The 19146-nt window shown below is 60.8% G+C and carries 14 protein-coding genes and 6 tRNA genes; 16 read left to right on the top strand and 4 right to left on the bottom strand.

The window, feature by feature from the left end; all coding sequences use genetic code 11:
* Positions 1-56 precede the first annotated feature (56 nt).
* Positions 57-275, top strand: a complete 219-nt coding sequence (gene cspD, locus ACRAUW_RS04210) for a cold shock-like protein CspD (protein WP_010674510.1) — start codon at positions 57-59, stop codon at positions 273-275.
* 105 nt (positions 276-380) lie between these two features.
* Here the strand turns inward: cspD and folD are convergent, their stop codons facing one another.
* Positions 381-1235, bottom strand: coding sequence for a bifunctional methylenetetrahydrofolate dehydrogenase/methenyltetrahydrofolate cyclohydrolase FolD (gene folD / locus ACRAUW_RS04205; RefSeq protein ID WP_431361288.1), 855 nt, complete (start codon positions 1233-1235; stop codon positions 381-383).
* Positions 1236-1448: 213 nt separating this feature from the next.
* On the opposite strand from folD, the gene ACRAUW_RS04200 reads away from it, so the two are divergent.
* From ACRAUW_RS04200 to ACRAUW_RS04165, 8 genes are all read left to right on the top strand, one after another.
* Positions 1449-1525, top strand: a tRNA-Pro gene (locus ACRAUW_RS04200).
* A gap of 37 nt (positions 1526-1562) precedes the next feature.
* Positions 1563-1639: transfer RNA gene (locus tag ACRAUW_RS04195), tRNA-Arg, on the top strand.
* Positions 1640-1686: 47 nt separating this feature from the next.
* Positions 1687-1762: transfer RNA gene (locus ACRAUW_RS04190), tRNA-His, on the top strand.
* A gap of 316 nt (positions 1763-2078) precedes the next feature.
* On the top strand, positions 2079-2789 hold the full coding sequence (gene rstA / locus ACRAUW_RS04185; RefSeq protein ID WP_431361287.1) for a two-component system response regulator RstA: 711 nt from the start codon (positions 2079-2081) through the stop codon (positions 2787-2789).
* A gap of 21 nt (positions 2790-2810) precedes the next feature.
* Entirely contained in the window at positions 2811-4136 is a 1326-nt protein-coding gene (gene rstB / locus ACRAUW_RS04180; protein ID WP_431361286.1) for a two-component system sensor histidine kinase RstB, read from the top strand.
* A gap of 54 nt (positions 4137-4190) precedes the next feature.
* Complete coding sequence (locus tag ACRAUW_RS04175) at positions 4191-4373, top strand: hypothetical protein (protein ID WP_005337116.1); 183 nt, start codon at positions 4191-4193, stop codon at positions 4371-4373.
* Positions 4374-4526: 153 nt separating this feature from the next.
* Positions 4527-7085, top strand: a complete 2559-nt coding sequence (gene mprF / locus ACRAUW_RS04170) for a bifunctional lysylphosphatidylglycerol flippase/synthetase MprF (RefSeq protein WP_431361285.1) — start codon at positions 4527-4529, stop codon at positions 7083-7085.
* Between the two features lie 11 nt (positions 7086-7096).
* Complete coding sequence (locus ACRAUW_RS04165; protein WP_431361284.1) at positions 7097-7819, top strand: AcvB/VirJ family lysyl-phosphatidylglycerol hydrolase; 723 nt, start codon at positions 7097-7099, stop codon at positions 7817-7819.
* Between the two features lie 291 nt (positions 7820-8110).
* Here the strand turns inward: ACRAUW_RS04165 and ACRAUW_RS04160 are convergent.
* Both ACRAUW_RS04160 and dauA read right to left on the bottom strand, forming a co-directional pair.
* Positions 8111-8198, bottom strand: a tRNA-Ser gene (locus ACRAUW_RS04160).
* 183 nt (positions 8199-8381) lie between these two features.
* A complete protein-coding gene (gene dauA / locus ACRAUW_RS04155) occupies positions 8382-10118 on the bottom strand; it encodes a C4-dicarboxylic acid transporter DauA (protein ID WP_431361283.1) in 1737 nt (578 codons plus the stop codon).
* A gap of 486 nt (positions 10119-10604) precedes the next feature.
* On the opposite strand from dauA, the gene ACRAUW_RS04150 reads away from it, so the two are divergent.
* The 4 genes from ACRAUW_RS04150 to ACRAUW_RS04135 all read left to right on the top strand — a co-directional run bounded on the left by ACRAUW_RS04150 (position 10605) and on the right by ACRAUW_RS04135 (position 14111).
* A tRNA-Asn gene (locus tag ACRAUW_RS04150) sits at positions 10605-10680 on the top strand.
* A gap of 2 nt (positions 10681-10682) precedes the next feature.
* Positions 10683-10758 (top strand) — tRNA-Asn (locus ACRAUW_RS04145).
* Positions 10759-11092: 334 nt separating this feature from the next.
* Positions 11093-12787 carry a hypothetical protein gene (locus ACRAUW_RS04140; protein WP_431361282.1) on the top strand — a complete coding sequence of 565 codons (1695 nt, stop codon included), beginning with the start codon at positions 11093-11095 and terminating at the stop codon, positions 12785-12787.
* A 112-nt stretch (positions 12788-12899) separates the two neighbouring features.
* The gene (locus ACRAUW_RS04135; protein WP_431361281.1) at positions 12900-14111 is read left to right on the top strand and encodes a Bcr/CflA family multidrug efflux MFS transporter; all 1212 of its coding nucleotides are present in this window, start codon (positions 12900-12902) and stop codon (positions 14109-14111) included.
* A 106-nt stretch (positions 14112-14217) separates the two neighbouring features.
* On the opposite strand, the gene ACRAUW_RS04130 is transcribed toward ACRAUW_RS04135, so the two are convergent.
* Entirely contained in the window at positions 14218-14685 is a 468-nt protein-coding gene (locus ACRAUW_RS04130; RefSeq protein ID WP_431361280.1) for a DUF4357 domain-containing protein, read from the bottom strand.
* Positions 14686-14882: 197 nt separating this feature from the next.
* Here ACRAUW_RS04130 and ACRAUW_RS04125 point away from each other — a divergent pair, with 197 nt between their 5' ends.
* The 3 genes from ACRAUW_RS04125 to ACRAUW_RS04115 all read left to right on the top strand — a co-directional run.
* The gene (locus ACRAUW_RS04125; protein ID WP_431361279.1) at positions 14883-15563 is read left to right on the top strand and encodes an ABC transporter ATP-binding protein; all 681 of its coding nucleotides are present in this window, start codon (positions 14883-14885) and stop codon (positions 15561-15563) included.
* A 30-nt stretch (positions 15564-15593) separates the two neighbouring features.
* Positions 15594-18017 carry an FtsX-like permease family protein gene (locus ACRAUW_RS04120; protein WP_431361278.1) on the top strand — a complete coding sequence of 808 codons (2424 nt, stop codon included), beginning with the start codon at positions 15594-15596 and terminating at the stop codon, positions 18015-18017.
* Between the two features lie 277 nt (positions 18018-18294).
* A partial coding sequence (locus ACRAUW_RS04115; protein WP_431361301.1) for a lipocalin-like domain-containing protein occupies positions 18295-19146 on the top strand: 852 nt, incomplete at its 3' end.

The following is a 19146-nucleotide window of genomic DNA, read 5'->3' as shown; positions in this document are numbered from 1 at the left end:
GGGCTGGCGCAGGTTACTCAACGACTTCTGGGTAATCAATAAAAGGATGTAGAAGTATGGCAACCGGCACAGTTAAGTGGTTTAACAACGCAAAAGGATTTGGGTTTATCTGTCCGGAAGGGGGCGGTGAGGATATCTTTGCTCACTACTCCACCATTCAAATGGAGGGCTACAAGACCCTGAAAGCGGGTCAGGCTGTCAATTTTGAACTGCAACAGGGGCCGAAAGGAAATCACGCCTCTGTCATTGTGCCGAACGAAGCACAAAATATATAAACGAAAAACCGTTGGATAAATAAAAAACCGGTTCCTCTTTGAGCAACCGGTTTTTTATTTATGTGACTCGCCTAGCATTAGCTACGAACACACCATTGTAACGCTTTAGTCATGGTACTCGTTGCAGGCTATCAGGGTATTTTCCATCAGACTGGCCACCGTCATGGGGCCAACACCACCGGGAACCGGGGTGATGAAAGTGGCATGGCTACGCGCCGTTTCAAACTCCACATCTCCAACCAGCGAACCATCCGCGAGACGGTTGATACCCACATCGATAACCAGCGCCCCCGGCTTGATCCACTCTCCAGGAATAAAATTGGGTTTGCCTACCGCCACTACCAGCAAATCTGCGCGGCGAACCTGATCCTCCAGATCCCGGGTAAAACGGTGACAGGTCGTGGTCGTGCAGCCCGCCAGCAGCAATTCGAGGGTCATGGGACGCCCGACGATGTTGGAAGCACCGACCACAACGGCGTGCAAACCATGGGTTTTAACACCGGTGGTTTCAATCAGCGTCATGATCCCTTTCGGGGTGCAGGGACGCAGCGCCGGAATGCGCTGTGCAAGACGGCCCACGTTGTACGGATGAAAACCGTCCACGTCCTTGTCAGGGAGGATCCGCTCCAGCACCTGAGTGGTATCAAAGTGATCAGGCAGCGGCAACTGAACGAGGATCCCGTCGACGGTCGGGTCATCATTCAGCTGATCGATCAACGCCAGCAACTCATCCTGACTTGCAGTAGTACTCAGGTCATAGGAGCGGGAGAGAAACCCCACCTCCTCACATGCCCGGCGTTTGCTGCCGACATAGACCTGAGAGGCGGGATCCGCCCCCACCAGAATGACTGCCAGCCCTGGAGCCCGTTTCCCTGCTGCCAACCGCTGTTGGACTTGCGCCGCGACCTGGCTGCGAATCGTTTGCGCAACCTGTTTTCCATCTATGATTTTGGCAGACATCGTTCTCCACTCACCATGTGTTCAACTGCCGCGCATTGTCGCATTTTTTTAGCCGGGATGTTAGCGGCAGACGCACGCCAGACCTGTAGCGGGCAATAAGTAGGCACTTGAATTTACTGGGGGAAAAAGTCGTTGACGCTGGCCCTTACGCTTGGCTATGATGCCCGCCCGTTGCCCAGTACGACTCTTGTCGATATGCTGGTCAGGGATTTTCGGTGATTAGCGCAGTCCGGTAGCGCATCTGGTTTGGGACCAGAGGGTCAAAGGTTCGAATCCTTTATCACCGACCATGTTCATCGACTTGTCGTCAAGACGTGTTGATACAGAGCGCCCTTAGCTCAGTCGGATAGAGCAACGGCCTTCTAAGCCGTGGGTCGCAGGTTCGAATCCTGCAGGGCGCGCCATTGACCCTTTCCTTTTGGATTGGCGAGCGTTGATGAAAATTTCAGTGGTGGCTGTAGCTCAGTTGGTAGAGTCCCGGATTGTGATTCCGGTTGTCGTGGGTTCGAGCCCCATCAGCCACCCCATTATTCTGTCGATAATCGCCGCAAGGTGATGTCCATCGACTTGGTGCAGTGACCTTCTGGTCTGCTCCGCGAAAAACCGGCCTTGGCCGGTTTTTTTGTTTTTGCGCTCGACAGCGCCTTGCCTTGTCTGCAAGGCCATCATCCTCCAGATCGATAAACGCGGCTCCGCCCATTTGTCACGATGTGCACCTCCCCATCGATGACACAGCCACACTCCCCTGCACATCCACCTTCCCGGTTCTTTTTCTGTATTTCCCAAGCGCCATTGATATGCTGATCGCTCTTCTTCTCTCCTGCTTCCCGTTGGAACTTTTCTATGCAACGCATTCTTTTTGTCGAAGATGATCCCGAGATTGGCCAGCTCATCAGCAGTTGGCTCGGTCGCCACGATATGGAAGTGATCCTCGAGCCCAGAGGGGACATAGCGCTGGCCCGGATCGAGGCCGAACAGCCCGATCTGGTGCTGCTCGATATCATGTTGCCGGGGCAAGATGGCATGTCCCTCTGTCGGGATCTTCGGCCACGCTTCGACGGCCCCATCGTAATGCTCACCTCGCTGGATAGCGACATGAACCAGATCCTGAGTCTGGAGCTGGGCGCCAACGACTACATCCTCAAAACGACACCACCACCGGTGCTGCTGGCCCGACTTCGGGTGCAGTTTCGCCAGCACCCGCAAGCATCAACCCAACCGGCAGCCACCAGCAGCGTTCCCCAGCAGCTGCAATTTGGTCGGCTGCGGGTAGATGGCCCGGGGCGAGATGTGCGGCTCGATGGCGAAAGCATTGCTCTCTCGACCGCCGACTTTGATCTGCTGTGGGAGCTCGCCTGCCACGCGGGCCAAATCTTGAGTCGGGAAGCCCTCTTTCGCAGCTTGCGCGGCCGGGAGTACGACGGTCAGGATCGCAGCATGGATGTGGCCATCTCCCGCCTGCGCCGCAAACTGGGTGATAACCCCGACAACCCGACCCGGATCAAGACGGTGCGCCAGAAAGGCTACCTCTTCGTCCCCCACGCCTGGGAATAACCCTCTTTCGGGAGCACCGCCATGCGCCGTCTCTTTATCCAGTTCTATCTGTTGCTGATCGGCTGCTTCACCCTGGCCATCCTGCTGGTTGGCGTGGTCTATCAGGTGACCGCCGAACGGGCGGGTGATCGCTATCTCGAACGCATGATGCAGGGCTCTCTTGGCCTGTTGACCGGCGAGTTGGCAAGAACCCCGCCAGAGCGCTGGCCCGATCGACTGGCCGAGCAGAGCAGTCAGTTTACCCTCCCCCTCAAGATCGGCGAGCTGGTGCGCCAGCCCCTGGCCAGCGAGGATCAGGCCTTTCTGGCCGCTGGCAATATTGTCATCGTCGAGGAAGATGACACCTTCCTGCAGCGCATCCCCGATACCGATCGGGTGCTGATTGTCGGCCCGGTTCCCTATCTCTCCTACCTGCACGAGCTGCACTGGGTCGATGTGGGACTGCTGCTGGTGATCGGCCTCTCTCTCGGCCTACCCATCCTTCTGTGGCTGCGTCCCCACTGGCGCGGCTTGCAACAGTTGGAGCAAACCGCACGTCGCGTAGGTGATGGGGATCTCTCCTGCCGAACCAATCTGCCACCGGGCAGCAGTCTGGCCCGGGTGGGACGCACCTTCGATCAAATGGCGACCCAATTGCAGGCCATGATTGCCAGCCGCAAGCAACTGACCGATGCCATCGCCCACGAGTTGCGCACCCCGCTGGTCCGGTTGCGCTATCGGCTTGCCATGCTCGATCCTGCCCCTGCCGAGCAGGAGCAGCAGGCGCTGGAGCGAGATCTGGGAGCGCTGGACGCTCTGATCGAAGAGATGCTCACCTACGCCAAGCTGGACAGGCCGGAGCTGCCGTTGCAACGGGACGAGCTTGAACTCAGCCACTGGGCACAAGCGCATCTCGGCGACTGGCAAGCGCTGGCCCCCGAAAAGAAGCTCACCCTCGATCTGCCGCCACGTCACATGCCCTGGTGCGGCGATCAGCGTCTGCTGACGCGCGCGGTGGAGAACCTGATCGGCAATGCTCTGCGCTACGCCGAGAGCGAGGTTACCCTCTCCATCTCGCGGCTACAGGAGAACTATCTGCTGGAGGTGAGCGACGATGGGCCGGGAATCGATCCGGCGCTGGCGTCCCAGATCTTCGAACCATTCGTGCGCCTTGATCAGAGCAGGGATCGTCGCACCGGCGGCACTGGGCTGGGGCTTGCCATTGTGCGCAGCATAGCGCTCCACCATGGTGGTGATGTGGCATTGCTTCCCGCCGGCAAGGGAGCCCGCTTCTGCCTCACCCTGCCTGTACATTTGGATACAAACCGTCACCAACCGCTCACTGAAGGGCCGCTGCAACCGTCATAGGATGACTGTCATGGAGAGCGCTCCATAACATCAACCCGAATAAGGAAATTGAACATGAAAAAGATCATTCCTCTGACCCTGGCTGCCGTCTTCGCCCTCACTTCCGGTTTCACCATGGCGGCCACCCCGACCAAGACAGCCACACCGCAGGCGACCCAGACCAAGGTGGTGAAAAAACACCATAAAGCCACCCACGCTAAAACCCCTGCCGTCAAAGTCGCACCGAAAACCAAGTGATCCAACCGGTCACTGGATAGCACAGAGGGAGGCTGACGCCTCCCTTTCCATCTCTTCCCGAAATTTTCCTGACGAGCGCCTCCCTCGTCCAAACCGGATCCACGACCCGGCTCCCCCTTTGCGGGAAACGGTCAATGACCACAGGAACATGGCATGTGGCGTCATCTGCTTAAATGGCTAGGCCCCTTGTGCAGCTTGCTGCTGCTCGGCACCGCACTGACCGTGCTGTATCACCTGACTCAGGCATGGCACTGGCACGATATTCGTCTGGCCATCTGGTCCCAACCCCTGCCGCGACTGGCGGGCGCCCTGTGGCTGACCCTGCTCAGTTATGGTTGCCTCTGCAGCTATGACATGCTGGCGCTCCATGCGCTGGGCAAGCGCCTTCCCTGGCAACAGGTCAGCATCACCTCCTTTATCGCCTACACCTTCTCCAACACCCTGGGATTTGCCCTGCTGACCGGCACCTCGGTACGCTATCGGCTCTACTCAGCCCTCGGTCTGGCGACCGGTGAGGTAGCCCGAGTGGTGCTGTTCTGCTCCATCACCTTTTTCCTCGGCCTGCTGGCGTGGGGAGGTGGCGCCCTACTGACCTGCGATGTATCACAGCTGCTGCCTGACTGGCCGCAGTGGGCAGATACCCTGCTCAGGCTGGCGGGCGTCATGGCTCTGCTGTTGGTGGCCAGCTACCTCTGCTGGCCTACACACTGTCTCTCCTGGCGGAAACACACCCTGACCCTGCCGGGCTTTCGGATACGTCTGTTGCAACTGTTGGTCGCCCTGGCAGACTGGATGGCCGCCGCCGCAGTGCTGTTTGTGCTGTTGCCTGCAGATAGCGTCCCCTACCCCGTGCTGCTCAGTGCCTTCGTGCTGGCCAGCTTCCTCGGGGTGCTGGCCCACGTGCCGGGCGGGATCGGGGTGTTCGAAGCGAGCATGAGCCTGCTGCTGGCCCACTACCTGCCGGCCGACAAGCTGCTCGCCTCGCTGCTGCTCTACCGCTGCATCGATTACGTGCTGCCATTCCTCTGCGCCCTGCTGCTCTTTACCAGTCAGGAGATGTTGCAGCAGAAGGCTCGCTGGCAACGGTTGCAGGGGATCATGAGCGCCATTCAGGAGTTTCTGCCCGCCCTTATCAGCGTCGGCACCTTCGCCGCCGGTAGCCTGCTGCTCTGCTCGGGCATGATCCCGACCATGCGCAGCCACATCGAAGTGTGGCTGCAGGTGCTGCCGCTCCATCTGCTCGAGCTCTCCCACGTGCTCGGCAGCGTGAGCGGTATCCTCCTGATCCTGCTGGCGCGCAGCCTCTATCGCCGTCATGACGCCGCGTTTCGCATCACCCAGCTGCTGCTGGCTCTGGGTATCGCCTTCTCCCTGCTCAAAGGGGGGGACTGGGAGTCAGCCCTGCTGCTCGGCAGCTTCCTGCTCATCATGACCCCCTGCCGCTCTCTCTTCTATCGCAAGGGGTCGCTGCTCTATCCCCAGTACACCCTGGGCTGGCTCATTTCAGTCGGCGCCGTACTGCTGGGAGCCCTGTGGCTGCTGCTCTTCTCCTACCGTCAGGTGGAGTATGACCACGCCCTCTGGTTCCACGTCTCACCCCACGGCGGGGCTGCCCGCGGCCTGCGCGCCATGGGGAGCGTGGTGGCCGTGCTGGCCGTGCTGGCCGTGGCCGGGGTTGCCCAATTGCTTGCGCCGCTGCGCGTGGTCGGTGAAAAGCCGGACAAGGAGACGCTGGCGCGCGCTCACGAGCTGGTGGTGCGCGAAGGGGGGATCCACGGTTATCTGGCCCAGCTGCAGGACAAGTCCCTGTTGTTCCACCCCGCCGGCGACGCCTTCCTGATGTATGGCATCGAGGGCAGCAGTTGGATTGTGATGGGGGATCCGGTCGGTCGCCCGGAGCAGATCGAAGAGCTGCTCTGGCAATTTCGCGAGCGGTGCGACGAGCACGACGCCAATCCGGTTTTCTATCAGGTCTCGGCCCGCTATCTGCCGCTCTATCTGGAGTTGGGGCTGATCCCCTTCAAGCTTGGTGAAGAGGCGATGGTCGATCTGGCTACCTTCGATCTGGCGGGCAGCCGGCTGCGCAACCTGCGTCAGAGCCACGCCAAGGGCAAACGGAAAGGGTTGACCTTCGAGGTGGTCGAGGCAAGCGCTGTGGCCCCCCTGCTGCCCAGATTGCAGACCGTCTCCGATACCTGGCTGCAGAGCAAGATGGGCAAGGAGAAGGGCTTCTCGGTCGGCCGCTTCGAGCCAGACTACCTGACCTTGAGCCCGGCTGCGCTGGTGTGGCTCGAGGGGCAGATCGTCGGCTTTGCCAACCTCTGGGTGAGCGATAACAAGGAGATGCTCTCCATCGATCTGATGCGCTACAGCCTGGATACCGGCACCGCCCCCATCATGGATTTTCTCTTTGTCGAACTGCTGCTGTGGGGCAAGGCGCAAGGGTACGCCAGCTTCAATCTGGGGATGGCCCCCATGTCCGGCTTCAACGATCATCCGCTCAACAGCTACTGGGCCCGCCTTGGCAATACCCTGTTTGTGCGTGGCAGCCGTTTTTACAACTTTCAGGGGCTCAGACGCTACAAGGAGAAATTTTCGCCCCGCTGGGAACCCCGCTACCTGCTCTGCAGCAGCAAGCTGGTACTGCCCAGAACCCTGACTCACCTGATCACCCTGATTAGCCGCGGCCCGCTGGGGCTGATCAAGAAATAGGAGCATGGCCAATGAGAGCCTTGATATTGCTGTTACTCAGTCTCGTACTGCCCGTTGCATCTTTTGCGGCGCACGCCGCCCCGGTCAAGGACGACCTGAGCCTGATTGAGCTGCCGGTCAAGCAGCCATCCGACGCCCCCATGGTGATCTTTCTCAGCGGCGACGGTGGCTGGGCGGCCCTCGACAAGGGGTTGAGCGCCCAGTTTCAGCTGCACGGCATGCCGGTCCTGGGCTGGAGCTCCCTCACCTACTACTGGAAGAAGAAAACCCCGGAGCAGGTGACCGCCGATCTGGAGCGGATCCTCGATGATTACCAGACTCGCTGGCAGCACCCCCGCTGGCTGCTGGTGGGCTTCTCGTTTGGTGCCGAGATTGTCCCCTTCGTCATCAACCGGTTGCCGGAGCACTATCGTCAGGGACTGGTCGGGGCCGTAATGCTCTCCCCCTCCACCAGCTCGGACTTCGAGATCCACGTCAGCGACATGCTGACCCACAAGGCGCGCAGCTATCCGACCGAACCGCAGGTGAAAACCATCCGGGATCTGCCGATGGTCTGCCTGCAAGGTGCCGATGACGATGACGACGACCGCCTCTGCCCCCGTCTCAACCAACCCAACGTCACGACCGTCACCCTGCCGGGTGGCCACCACTTTGAGGATGATTACCCGGTGCTCTATCAGGCCATCACCAAGCATCTGAACCGGCCCACGGATCCGCAGCCTGTAGAGCATTAACCCGTATCACCACGGAATGCCTTTTAAGTACCGAGCAGGGCAAATCAGCGAGCAATGAAAAGGGCCTCTCTTGCGAGAGGCCTTTTACTGAATTGGGCGGAAATTTTAAAAGGAGCGACCAATGGATTGGCCGTGGCGTCAAGGTCACCGAGGCATTTCACTGCTATTGCACAAGCGGTTCAGCCAGATGCGGGGCTATCAACAATGAGGGTTTGCAGTCCTATGCTGACAACCGCTCGGGATTGCGCCATAAAACAAAAGCCCTGATGTTTCCATCAGGGCTTTGCAATGTGGCGGTGAGGGAGGGATTCGAACCCTCGATACGTTGCCGTATACACACTTTCCAGGCGTGCTCCTTCAGCCACTCGGACACCTCACCAAATTTTTGCTCACTGCTTTATGTGCTTGAGCTGCACATTCGCTGGCGAACCATGCCGCAGCGGCGGGGCGTAATGTAAGGGATACGATGGCTTTTGGTCAATGCAATTTTTTACTTTTTGCGTTCGTTTGCTCAATATCCGAACCAAGTGACCAAAAACATGCCGTTTCGTATCCCTTTCAATCAATTTACTGCCGCTTCGTGCAAATGTTCACCTTTGAGCGCCTCTTCCAGCGAGCCGTAGAATTCCAGCTTGCCGGGCTGCGGCCGCACCTTGGCGCGCGCCAGGGTCTTGAGCGGTTGGAACTGCAACTCGGCCACCCGCAACTCGACCCCGACCTTGGCCATCTGCTTGCCAAAGTGGAGGAAGGCAGACAGACCGCCCGCATCGAGGATGGAGACCGCCTCCATCTGCAACACCAGCATTTTGTGCCCTTTCACTTGCGCTTCCAGCTCGGCAAAGACCCGTTCAGCCGCAGCGAAAAAGAGCGGGCCGTTGATCTTGTAGAGCAGGCCGTTGTCCGGCACCTCATGGGCATAGCGCTTATGCTCGGCCAAATCGTGCAGTTTGGTCATCTTGGCGATTTCACGCATAAAGAGCAGGGAGGCCAGGATCACCCCGAAGGTGATGGCGATGACCATGTCGAAAATGACGGTGAGTGACAGGCAAACCAGCAGCACCAGCACATCGTATTTGGGCGCGCGACGGATCAGCTCCACCACCTTGTGCGCTTCACTCATGTTCCAGGCCACGATGAGCAGCAAGGCAGCCATGGCCGAGAGCGGCAACCAGGAGAGCCAGGGGGCCAGCACCAGAATGGCGGCCAGCACCACCAGCGCATGAACGACCCCCGAGATGGGGGACGTAGCGCCGGAACGCACGTTGGCGGCAGAGCGGGCTATGGCGGCGGTAGCGGTAATACCGCCAAAGAAGGGTGCAAAGATGTTGCCAAGCCCCTGCCCCACCAGCTCGGCATTGGAGCTGTGTTTACGACCGGTCATGCCATCGAGCACCACGGCACAGAGCAGCGACTCGATCGCCCCCAGCATCGCCATGGAGAAGGCGGCAGGCAGCAGCCGCTCAAGGGCGGCAAGATCCCACACCACCGGGGCGCCATCCGGACCTGGCAAGGCCCAGGGCATCACCAGGGTTGGCGCGATGGGAGGGATCCCCATCCCCTGGGTGCCATCGGCCAGGGTATAACTGAACTTGCTGCCGATGGTGGCCACATCCACCCCGAAGTAATGGAGGCCACAACCCAGACCCACCCCGACCAACACCGCGGGCAAGTGGCCGGGCACGGGCAGGCGCAGGCGCGGCCAGAGCAGCAGCACGGCCAGTGTAGCGACCCCCACCAGGGTATCGCCCCACTGCCAGCTTGGCAGGGCGGCGGCCAGCGCCTCGACCTTGCCCAGATAGGTTTCCGGCATCTCGGGCACGCTCAGACCAAAAAAATCCTTGATTTGCAAGGTGGCGATCACGATGGCGATACCACCGGTAAAACCCAGTGTCACTGACGGGGGAATGTACTCGATAAGGCGGCCAAGACGGGCCATCCCCATCGCCACCAGAAAGAGGCCAGAGATGAGCGTCGCCATCAACAGACCGCCGACTCCGAACTGCTGGGCAACCGGATAGAGGATCACCACAAAGGCGGCGGTCGGGCCGGAAACTGAATAACGGGAACCACCAGTCACGGCGATCACAATACCGGCGATGATAGCGGTATAGAGACCATGTTGCGGCGGCACACCACTGGCGATGGCCAGCGCCATGGCAAGCGGGATAGCGATGATGCCCACCGTCACACCGGCAATGAGATCTCGGCCGAAGCGGGCCATGCTGTAGGGTTCATCAATACAGGACTGGCGTAAGGCTATGGCGAGCTTCACGCTATTTAAAGAGGCTTGCTTGTGCATGTATATCGTAATACCAGAAGAGGGAGATAAAGGCCGGATAAATCCGGCGCCCGATCATCATCAAGGGCCGGCAGGGCTGTCGACGCGGCGATGGTATCCGGCGTAACCTTACTCCAGACAGGCCACTTTTTCGATGGGCAGGATCAATGAAACGCACCCTTGCCCATTATTTGGCCTATTTGCCACCAAATCGCCGATTTTGACTTCAGCTCTCCCCCATTTAGCTGCAAAGATCACCACTTGAGCCTTGTTGGCTTGCCAGCACGTTCACGACATCATTCTGGCATCATCAGGTTGATACGAACCAAACCAATGTCCCCGGCATCAGTTGGCCAAGGTGATGGCAAGGGACTGATTGTGCTGAAAATAAACCGCAAAGCGCAACTTTTGGGCAAACAGTCTGAAAATCCGGTTTTCGGGAAATTCGCGGGTTGACACCCGTCTTCTTGCTCATTACTATTCGCCCGTCTTAACGAGACAGGCAATTCCTCCTTAGTTCAGTCGGTAGAACGGCGGACTGTTAATCCGTATGTCACTGGTTCAAGTCCAGTAGGAGGAGCCAATTCCCTCGTAGTTCAGTCGGTAGAACGGCGGACTGTTAATCCGTATGTCACAGGTTCAAGTCCTGTCGAGGGAGCCAAATTCTAAAGCCCAGCCTTTTGGCTGGGCTTTTTTCATGGCAATGTCCCAGTTACGCGTTGAAAGGCAAATCTCCTCATTGTTTCAAGCTAAGCCTGTTGTCTGGTATTCCCCCGGCCCCCTCCGGTCACAGATTCCACTCTTTATGCAGTGCTGGTAACCAGAGGGGCCGGAACACGCAGCCCGACCTCTGACTCGCCATTTCTTTACCGTATACAGCTAACGCGCAAATAACAAAAAACACAATAGAAGCATAAAAAAACAGCCTAATGAGCAAAAAATAGGGAAGTAAGTCGGTTACACTCACTGCGCATCCATAACAGACGAGTCTCCTTATGCGTGTAACCAGAGAGTGGCTGTGGGTTTTGTCGGTGCTGACCGGGGCCTGTGTTCTCCTGTTGCTGCCATTCTGGCTGCGCGGCGGCAGTCAGGGCCATGATCTGTTTCACCATCTGCTCTCCGGTCACTTCTTTGCCGTGCAACTGTGGCAAGGAGAGCTCTATCCGCGCTGGTTGATGGAGATGAACGGCGCCTTCGGCAGCCCGGTCTTTTTCTTCTATCCCCCCCTGCCCTACTATGTGAGCGCCCTGTTCGCCGGCCCCACCCCGCTGGCCCACGAGGCGATGACGCCGCTGCTCTGGAGCAGCAGCATGGCACTCTGGCTCTCCGGCCTGTTTGCCTATCTCTGGTTGCGCCCCTTTGCAGGCCACGGACGGGCGCTGGCGGCCAGTTTGCTCTATATGGCGCTGCCCTATCATCTGGCCATCGATATCTACGCCCGCTTTGCCCTGGCGGAGAGCTGGGCCTTCGTCTGGGCGCCGCTGGCTCTGCTGGCGCAGGATCGCCTCTGCCGCGGCGCCCCCTTTGCCCTGCTGCTGCTCGCACTGGCCGTCTCCATGCTGACGCTTTCCCATCTACCAAGCACCCTGCTCATTCTGGGCTTGCTCACCCTGCGCAGCCTGCTGCTGGTCTGGCGCTACAAGGGGAGCACAGCGCTCGTCAGTGCCCCTGTCACCGCCTCCCCGCTCATTGGCACCCTGCTGGGTCAGCTCTGGGGATTGGCGATGGCCAGCCTGTTGCTGCTGCCCGCCCTGCTGGATCAGGGGGGGATCTCCATGGAGCAGATGCGCACCGGCATGTTCGAATTTCAGCGCAACTTTCTCGATCGTTTGCCCCAAAGCCGTGATGACTGGCGCTTTCGCGGCCATCTCGCCTGGCTGACGCTGCTCACCCTGGGTCTGCTGCTGGTAGCTTGGGCTGCCGCCCGCGAGCCGCGCCATCCCGAGTTGCTGCTCTGGGGGGTCATTGGCACCCTGAGCTTTTTGATGATGCTGCCACCAAGCGAGGCCCTGTGGCGCCTGCTCACGCCGTTGCAACTGGTGCAATTTCCCTGGCGCCTCAATCTGCTGCTGGTCATCGCTACCGTCGCCGTGGTGGCGCTGGGTACCCCCACCTATCGCCCATGGCAGTGGGTCTGGTGGCTACTGCTTACCCTCACCCTGCTGTCGCAAGGACTCTATGTACGCGAGGCGCCGCTCACCCAGGCTCCCGTAAAGAGTCAGCTCGACGGGGAGTTCGACAGCAAGCGCAGCGCCCGCGAATACCGACCAAAGCAGGTGCCACGCGGTATGTTTGCCCCCACCCTGCTGGCCTGGAAAGAGGAATTCCAGCCCGCCATCACCAGCGACCATCAGGGGGTAAACTGGCAGATCCAGCGCTGGCAGCCTCGTCATATCGAATTGACGGTGGATGCCCCGGCCCCCGCCAAGCTGGTCCTGCACCAGTTTGATTACCCGGGTTGGCAGGCAAGACTCGACCAGCGCCTGCCGCTGAGCGTCAGCAGCACCCGCAACGGGCTGGTGCAGGTCTGGGTGCCCGCCGGACAACACAGCCTCACCTTTACCCTCACCGCCCGCTGGCCGGAGCGGCTCGGTTACGCCATCTCGTTGCTGGCCTGGCTGCTCTGGCTGGGGGGGGTAATCCGCGCAGTACGCCGACATGACCGCAAGCGTGATCCCCAAGGTGGCTGAGCGGCCGGGCACCTCCCCTTTTGAGGGGGCAGGAACGTCATGCCGAGCGGGGGCAAACCTGATAGACTCGCCCTTCTCCCTTTTTCAACCAAGGTTCACCTGCGGATATTCTATGCCCCCATCGCCACCGGCTCAGGCCTCCGCTCTATCCCCCCGTTTACTCTTTATTCTGCTGGGTGCGCTGGCAGGACTGACCCCGCTGGCAGTAGACATGTATCTGCCGGCCATTCCGGCTATTGCCCGGGATCTGGCCACCAGCATCGACGGTGCCCAGCTCACCATCAGCGCCTTTTTGGGCGGCTTTGCCATCGGTCAGCTCTTCTACGGCCCACTGGCCGACAGCTATGGCCGCAAGCCGGTGATCCTGGCGGGGCTCATCATGTTTGCCATCGCCTCGATAGGCTGCGCCATGGCCGACTCCTTGCCCGAGCTGCTGGCCTGGCGCATGTTGCAGGCGGCTGGCGGGGCGGCAGGCTCTGTGGTGGTCAATGCCCTGCTGCGCGACCTATTCGAGAAGGATGCGTTTTCTCGCGCCATGTCGTTCGTCATTCTGGTGATGACGCTGGCGCCGCTGGTGGCGCCTGTGGTGGGCGGCTATATCAGCGCCCATGCCGACTGGCGGGTGATCTTCTGGCTGCTGGTGGCGATCAGTCTGCTCATCTGTCTGGTGATGCAGTGGAAAATCGAGGAAACCCTGAAACCCGAGCACCGTCAGCCGCTCAAGATCGGCCAGATCCTCAAGAACTACTGGGGTGTGCTCTCCCATCGCGGCGCCATGGGCTATGTGCTGTGCGGCTCCCTCTCAAGCTCCGGCATGTTCGCCTTCTTAAGCGGCTCACCCTACGTCTATATCGAGTATTTCAAGGTGCCGACCGAGCATTACGGCTGGCTGTTTGGCCTCAATATTCTGCTGATGATGGTGGTGACCTTCGTCAACAGCCGATTGGTGAAAGGGGTGGGCGCCGAGCGAATGCTGCAATACGGCCTGCTGGTACTGCCCTGCGCCGGCGCCCTGCTGGTCTACAACGCCTGGAGCGAAACCGGCGGCCTGTGGGGCATCGTCATTCCGGTGGTGCTGTTTGTCGGCCATATCAGTCTGGTGGGCGCCAACGCCATGACCGGCCTGATGGGCCACTTCCCGCAGGCGGCGGGCACCGCCTCCGGGCTGGCTGGCACCCTGCGCTTTGGCATCGGCGCCCTGGTCGGCATTCTGGTCAACCTCAACCCGCCCCACTCGCCGCTGCCGATGGCCATTGCCATCGCCTGCTGCGGGGTCGGTTCAGCTTTCAGCTACTGGCTGCTCACCGGCCACAAGGCACACTGATCCCTCTGCTGGATATAAAAAGAGCGCCCCCTCTGTTGCGACAGGGGGCGCTCTTTTTTTGGGGAGAGGACGTTATCAGGCTCGCCTCAATCCACTCCGATATGCGTCACTTCTTGCCAAAACCGGACTGTTTCAGGGTATACCCCGCGCTGTTTTGCCAGGCATCCAGCCCGCTGCGGTTATTGCCCGCCACCAGACTGGCCGCCAGACTCGGGCTGTTGAACAGCTGATCGGTGGTAAAGACAAAGCCGCCCTGACTGCGGGGCACTATGACCCCCTTCTCCAGCAGTTCGTAACGCAGCTCGATCACCGCCTCGCGCAGAGAGGCTGCATCCTCGCCATTGGCAGTGGAACCGGCCAGCACCATAAAGCCCGGATTTTGCCGCTTGCCCACCGGATAACCGTGTGCCTCGGCCCCTTTGCCATTGAAGTGGTAGAGCTCGCGCTCCCCAGGACGATTGTCGGAGAGCGCCTTTTGCAGGGTCATCAGCTCGTTGTAGATCTCGATGGGGACGACGGCCGCCTGCTTGTTCCCCTTGCTATCGATGATAAAACTGACTTGCTTGTGTAACATCCTTGCTCATCCTGTGACCCATGGAAGCCTCTATTCTAACCACCTCGGGCAAGCGGGATCCAGCGAGGATCCACTGCTCTTTTGCCGCCTTGATCACTAACTGGCACTCTTGATCAACCGTAAGGGGTGTTGATCATTGCTGTCCATGCTAGCTTACCAAGCATGATTAAAGCCATTGACCATCAAACGGTTATCCCATGCTGACCCTGCGCAACCTCTGCAAGAGCTTCGATAACGGCAGTGAACGACTGCCGCTGTTCCACCATCTCGATCTCGCCCTCCCCGCTGGCGAGATCACCCTGCTGCTGGGCCAAAGCGGCTGCGGCAAATCGACCCTGCTCAATCTGATCGCCGGGCTGATTGCACCGGATGAAGGGGAGATCTGGCTGGGGGAGACCCGGATCGACACCCGCTCCCCCGACGAGCGGGCGCGCCTGCGGGGTCGCCATTTCGGTATCGTCTATCAGGATTTCAACCTGCTGCCGACCCTGAACGTGGCCGAGAATCTGGCCCTGCCTCTAGCCATCAACGCTCTGCCACCGGATGAGACAAAGATTGACCAGTTGCTGCAGCGGCTCGATATGAGCCACAAGCGCCATGCCTGGCCGGAGCAGCTCTCCGGCGGCCAGCGACAGCGGGTGGCGCTGGCCCGCGCCCTTATCCATCAACCCGGTTGGCTGCTCGCCGACGAGCCCACCGGCAGCCTCGATGAGCACAATGCCGAACAGGTAATGGCGTTGATGGTGGCGGCGGTGCGCGATACCGGCGCAGGCTTGCTGCTGGTGAGCCACAACCCCGCCTATGCCGCGCTGGCAGACAGGGTGCTTCGCCTTGAAGGGGGGCAACTTATCGAGCTCAAGGGGGCCAGCCATGACTAAACAGCGACTGCATCTGCCGGGAGCACGCTGATGCTGCCACTCAAAGCGCTGCTGCGCCTTTATCGCAGCCACCCCTGGTTGCTGCTGATGAGTCTGGCCGGGCTAGTATTGGGAGTGTCGCTGGTGGTAGCCATCGAGCTGCTCAATCACAGTGCCCGCACCAATTTTGTCGCCGCCCGCAGCCAGCTGGCAGGGGAAGCCAACTACCGGCTGGCCCCCGCTGGTGGGCTGGATGAACAGCTTTATGTGCAGTTGGTGGCCAGCCAGCCCGCCCTCGATGCCATGCCCCAGATCCATGGCTGGCTCAAGGATGAAGAGGGGCGCAGCTTTCAACTGCTGGGAATGGATCTCTTCAACCCCGGCCCCCTGCGCCAGCTGTTTGGCGCCCAACCCGCAAGCGAGCCCGACTTTTCCCTCAACCGCGCCGACAGCATCTGGCTGGCGGCCCCCGAGGCAGATCGCCTTGGCTGGCAAGCGGGCCAGAGCCGCCGCTTTGTGCTGGGCGGCAGCGATGGCGCCCGAACCCTGACCCTGACGCTGGCAGGCACCTTTGAACCGGGCGCAGTGCCCATGGAGCGGCTGCTGGTAACCGACATCGGCCTCGCCCAACCGCTGCTGGGCAAAGCGGGTCGGCTCGATCGCATCATCTTCAAGCTAAGTGACGCCGAGGCTCGTACCCTGCAGGCCACCCTGCAAACCCGTTACCCGAACCAGCCCTTGTGGCTTGAGCCCATCAGCCCGGCGCTCGATGCCAGCCAGCTTGGCGATGCACTGGCCCTCAATCTGACGGCGCTCTCATTGCTCGCCATGGCGGTGGGACTGTTTCTGGTGTTCAACGCCCAGCGATTTGTGCAGAGCGTGCGTCGCCCCCAGCTGGCCCAGTTGATCATTCTGGGAATGGGGCCGAGTCGGGTACTCCGCTGGCTCATTCTGGAGCTACTTATTCTCGCCACCCTCGGCACCCTGCTCGGGGTGCTGCTCGGCAGCCTGTTGGCGCTGGCGCTGATGGGGCAACTGACCCAGGCGCTGGCCGATCTCTATGGGCCCAACCCCATCGACCTGTTGCGCCTCTCCCCTGTGAGCCTGCTCAAGGCGCTGTTGATCGGGCTACTCGGCACGCTGGCCGCCAACCTGCCCGGCTGGTGGCAACTGCTGCGCCAATCCCCCCTCGAACTGCGCGCCGGCAGCAGCCGTCCCCCCGCTCACCCGTGGCGACGGCGCGTGCTGGCCATCGCCATCTTGCTGCTGTGCGCTCTGTGCCTGTGGCTGCCGCAAACGGGTCTGAGTGGCGCCCTCTTTATCGCCGGCGGCTGGCTGCTGGCCATGGCGCTCTGGCTGCCCGATGCCCTGCGCGGCCTGCTGGGCTGGCTGCGACGGCGCACAGGTGGCCCCCTCACGGCCCGACTCGGGGTGGCAGAGACCCTCTATCATCTCGATCGCACCGCCATCGCGGTGATGGCATTGCAACTGGCCATCGCCGCGGCCATCGGCATCGGAGTCATGGTGTCGAGCTTTCGCTCCAGCGTGGAGATCTGGCTCGGCCAGCGTCTGGCCGCCGATCTCTATGTCACTGCCCCCAAGGGGGTGGCGGGCAACAAGGGCACCTTGAGCGACACCACCCTTAAGACCCTGCTCGCCAATCCGCTGGTGAGCGCCGCCTCGCGCCGCTCGGTGCATCCTGCCAGCTGGCAGGGGCACCCTATCGAGTGGGCGCAGATGGACTTTATCCCCCAGCTTAAAGCGGCCTATCCGCTGCTGGCCGGACGCTGGCCGACCCGTCCCGACGAGGTGCTGGCGAGCGAACCGCTGACGGTACGCCTCGGGGTCAAGGTGGGCCAGACATTGGCGATCAGCGGCGAGCAGGGGCCAAGGCAGTTCACCGTCACCGGCGTCTATCAGGACTACGGCAGCGACAAGGGGCAGATCCTGCACGCCTTTGAGGCCGGGGCGGTGCAATCCCTCGCCCTCTTTAGCGACGACCCCGAACAGCTGACAGACCGCCTGCGCGAGCGCTTTGGCGAGCAGCTCAATCTGCTCTCCGCCCCCGCCATTCACAGCGCGGCCCTCAAGGTGTTTGACCAGACCTTTGTGGTGACCGAGCTATTGAAGTTGCTGATCCTCGGCATCGCCTTTGTCGGGATCGGCTCGGCCTTTATGGTGCTGGGGCTGGCACGCCGTGGCGAGCTGCAGAGCTTGCAGAGTCTGGGCTTGAGCCCCCACCACTGCCGCCAGCTGCTGGTGTGGCAAGGGGCGGGATTGGGACTGCTTACCGCCCTGCTGGCCTTGCCGGTGGGCTATGGCCTTGCCTGGGTGCTGATCGAGGTGGTCAACCCTCGCGCCTTTGGCTGGCGCCTCGCCTTCGAGGCCGCCCCCCTTCATGCGGTCACCGCCCTGTTGCTGGCACCGGTATGCGGGGCTCTCGCCTCCTGGTATGCCGCAAGGAGAGTGGTATGAGCCAACAACCGCGAGATACGCCAGCATGCTGGCTCTCACACCTGATACGTGGCGCATTGGCATCCTGGTATGCGGCAAGGAAAGTGGTATGAAATATCGGCTACCGCACTGGCTCAGCCATGGTTTGAAGACCCCATTGACCACTTCCCTCTCTCCGCCCCTTCTTCAGCGCAGAGAAGAGCACAGTGCGGCATTGAACCATCCCCTCTCCCTTCGGGAGAGGGCCAGGGTGAGGGGAAGCTTGTCCTCTTTACGGTTCCTGTGGCTCGCCACCCTCTTGATCCCGCTGATTGCCATAAGCGGCAGCGCGCAGGCCAGCGATCTGGGCGCCCTGCTGGGCGGCGGCAGCGACAGCTTTAAAAGGGTGCAGCCGGGGCAAACCATTCAATTACCGGAGGAGCACGCCGCCCACCCCGATTACCGCTCCGAGTGGTGGTATCTCACCGGCAACCTCAAGGATGAACAGGGGCGCGAATATGGCATGCAGTGGACCCTGTTTCGCCAGGGTATCGAACAAGAACTCCGCACCAGCAACCCCTGGCTCACTCCCCAGCTCTGGCTGGCCCAGTTTGCCATCACGGATCTCGACCGTGGCAGCCACCAGCAAGATGAACGGGCCAGTCGGCAGGGGCCCGGACTGGCGGGGGCCAACGGCGGCCAATATTGGCTAAGGGAGTGGCGGCTTGCCTCGCAAGGGGCGGCGCTGTTCCCCGCCACCCTCAAGGTGCAGAGCAAGATTGGCGAACTGAACCTCACCGTCACTGCCGCCAAACCGCTGGTGCTGCAAGGCAAGGCCGGTTACAGCGAGAAGAGCCCGGGCAACGCCTCCTTTTACTACTCCTACCCACGCCTGCATTTGAGCGGCACCCTGACTCGCGATGGCGAGACCCGCATCGTCACCGGACAAGGCTGGTTTGATCACGAGTGGAGCAGCTCGGTATTGGCCGAATGGCAATCGGGCTGGGACTGGTTTTCGCTCCAGTTGAACGATGGCCGCGAGCTGATGCTGTTTCGCCTGCGCACCAAATCGGGACGCACCGAGCCAGAAAACCGCTACGGCATCTTGATTGAACAGGATGGCAGCAGCCGGGTGCTCGCCCCCGACGCGATTCGCCTTACGCCGGGCAAC

Source organism: Aeromonas sp. (assembly GCF_050633025.1).
GTDB lineage: Bacteria > Pseudomonadota > Gammaproteobacteria > Enterobacterales > Aeromonadaceae > Aeromonas.
The sequence above is the reverse complement of the archived record's forward strand: the minus strand, read 5'-3'. Positions and strand labels throughout refer to the sequence as shown.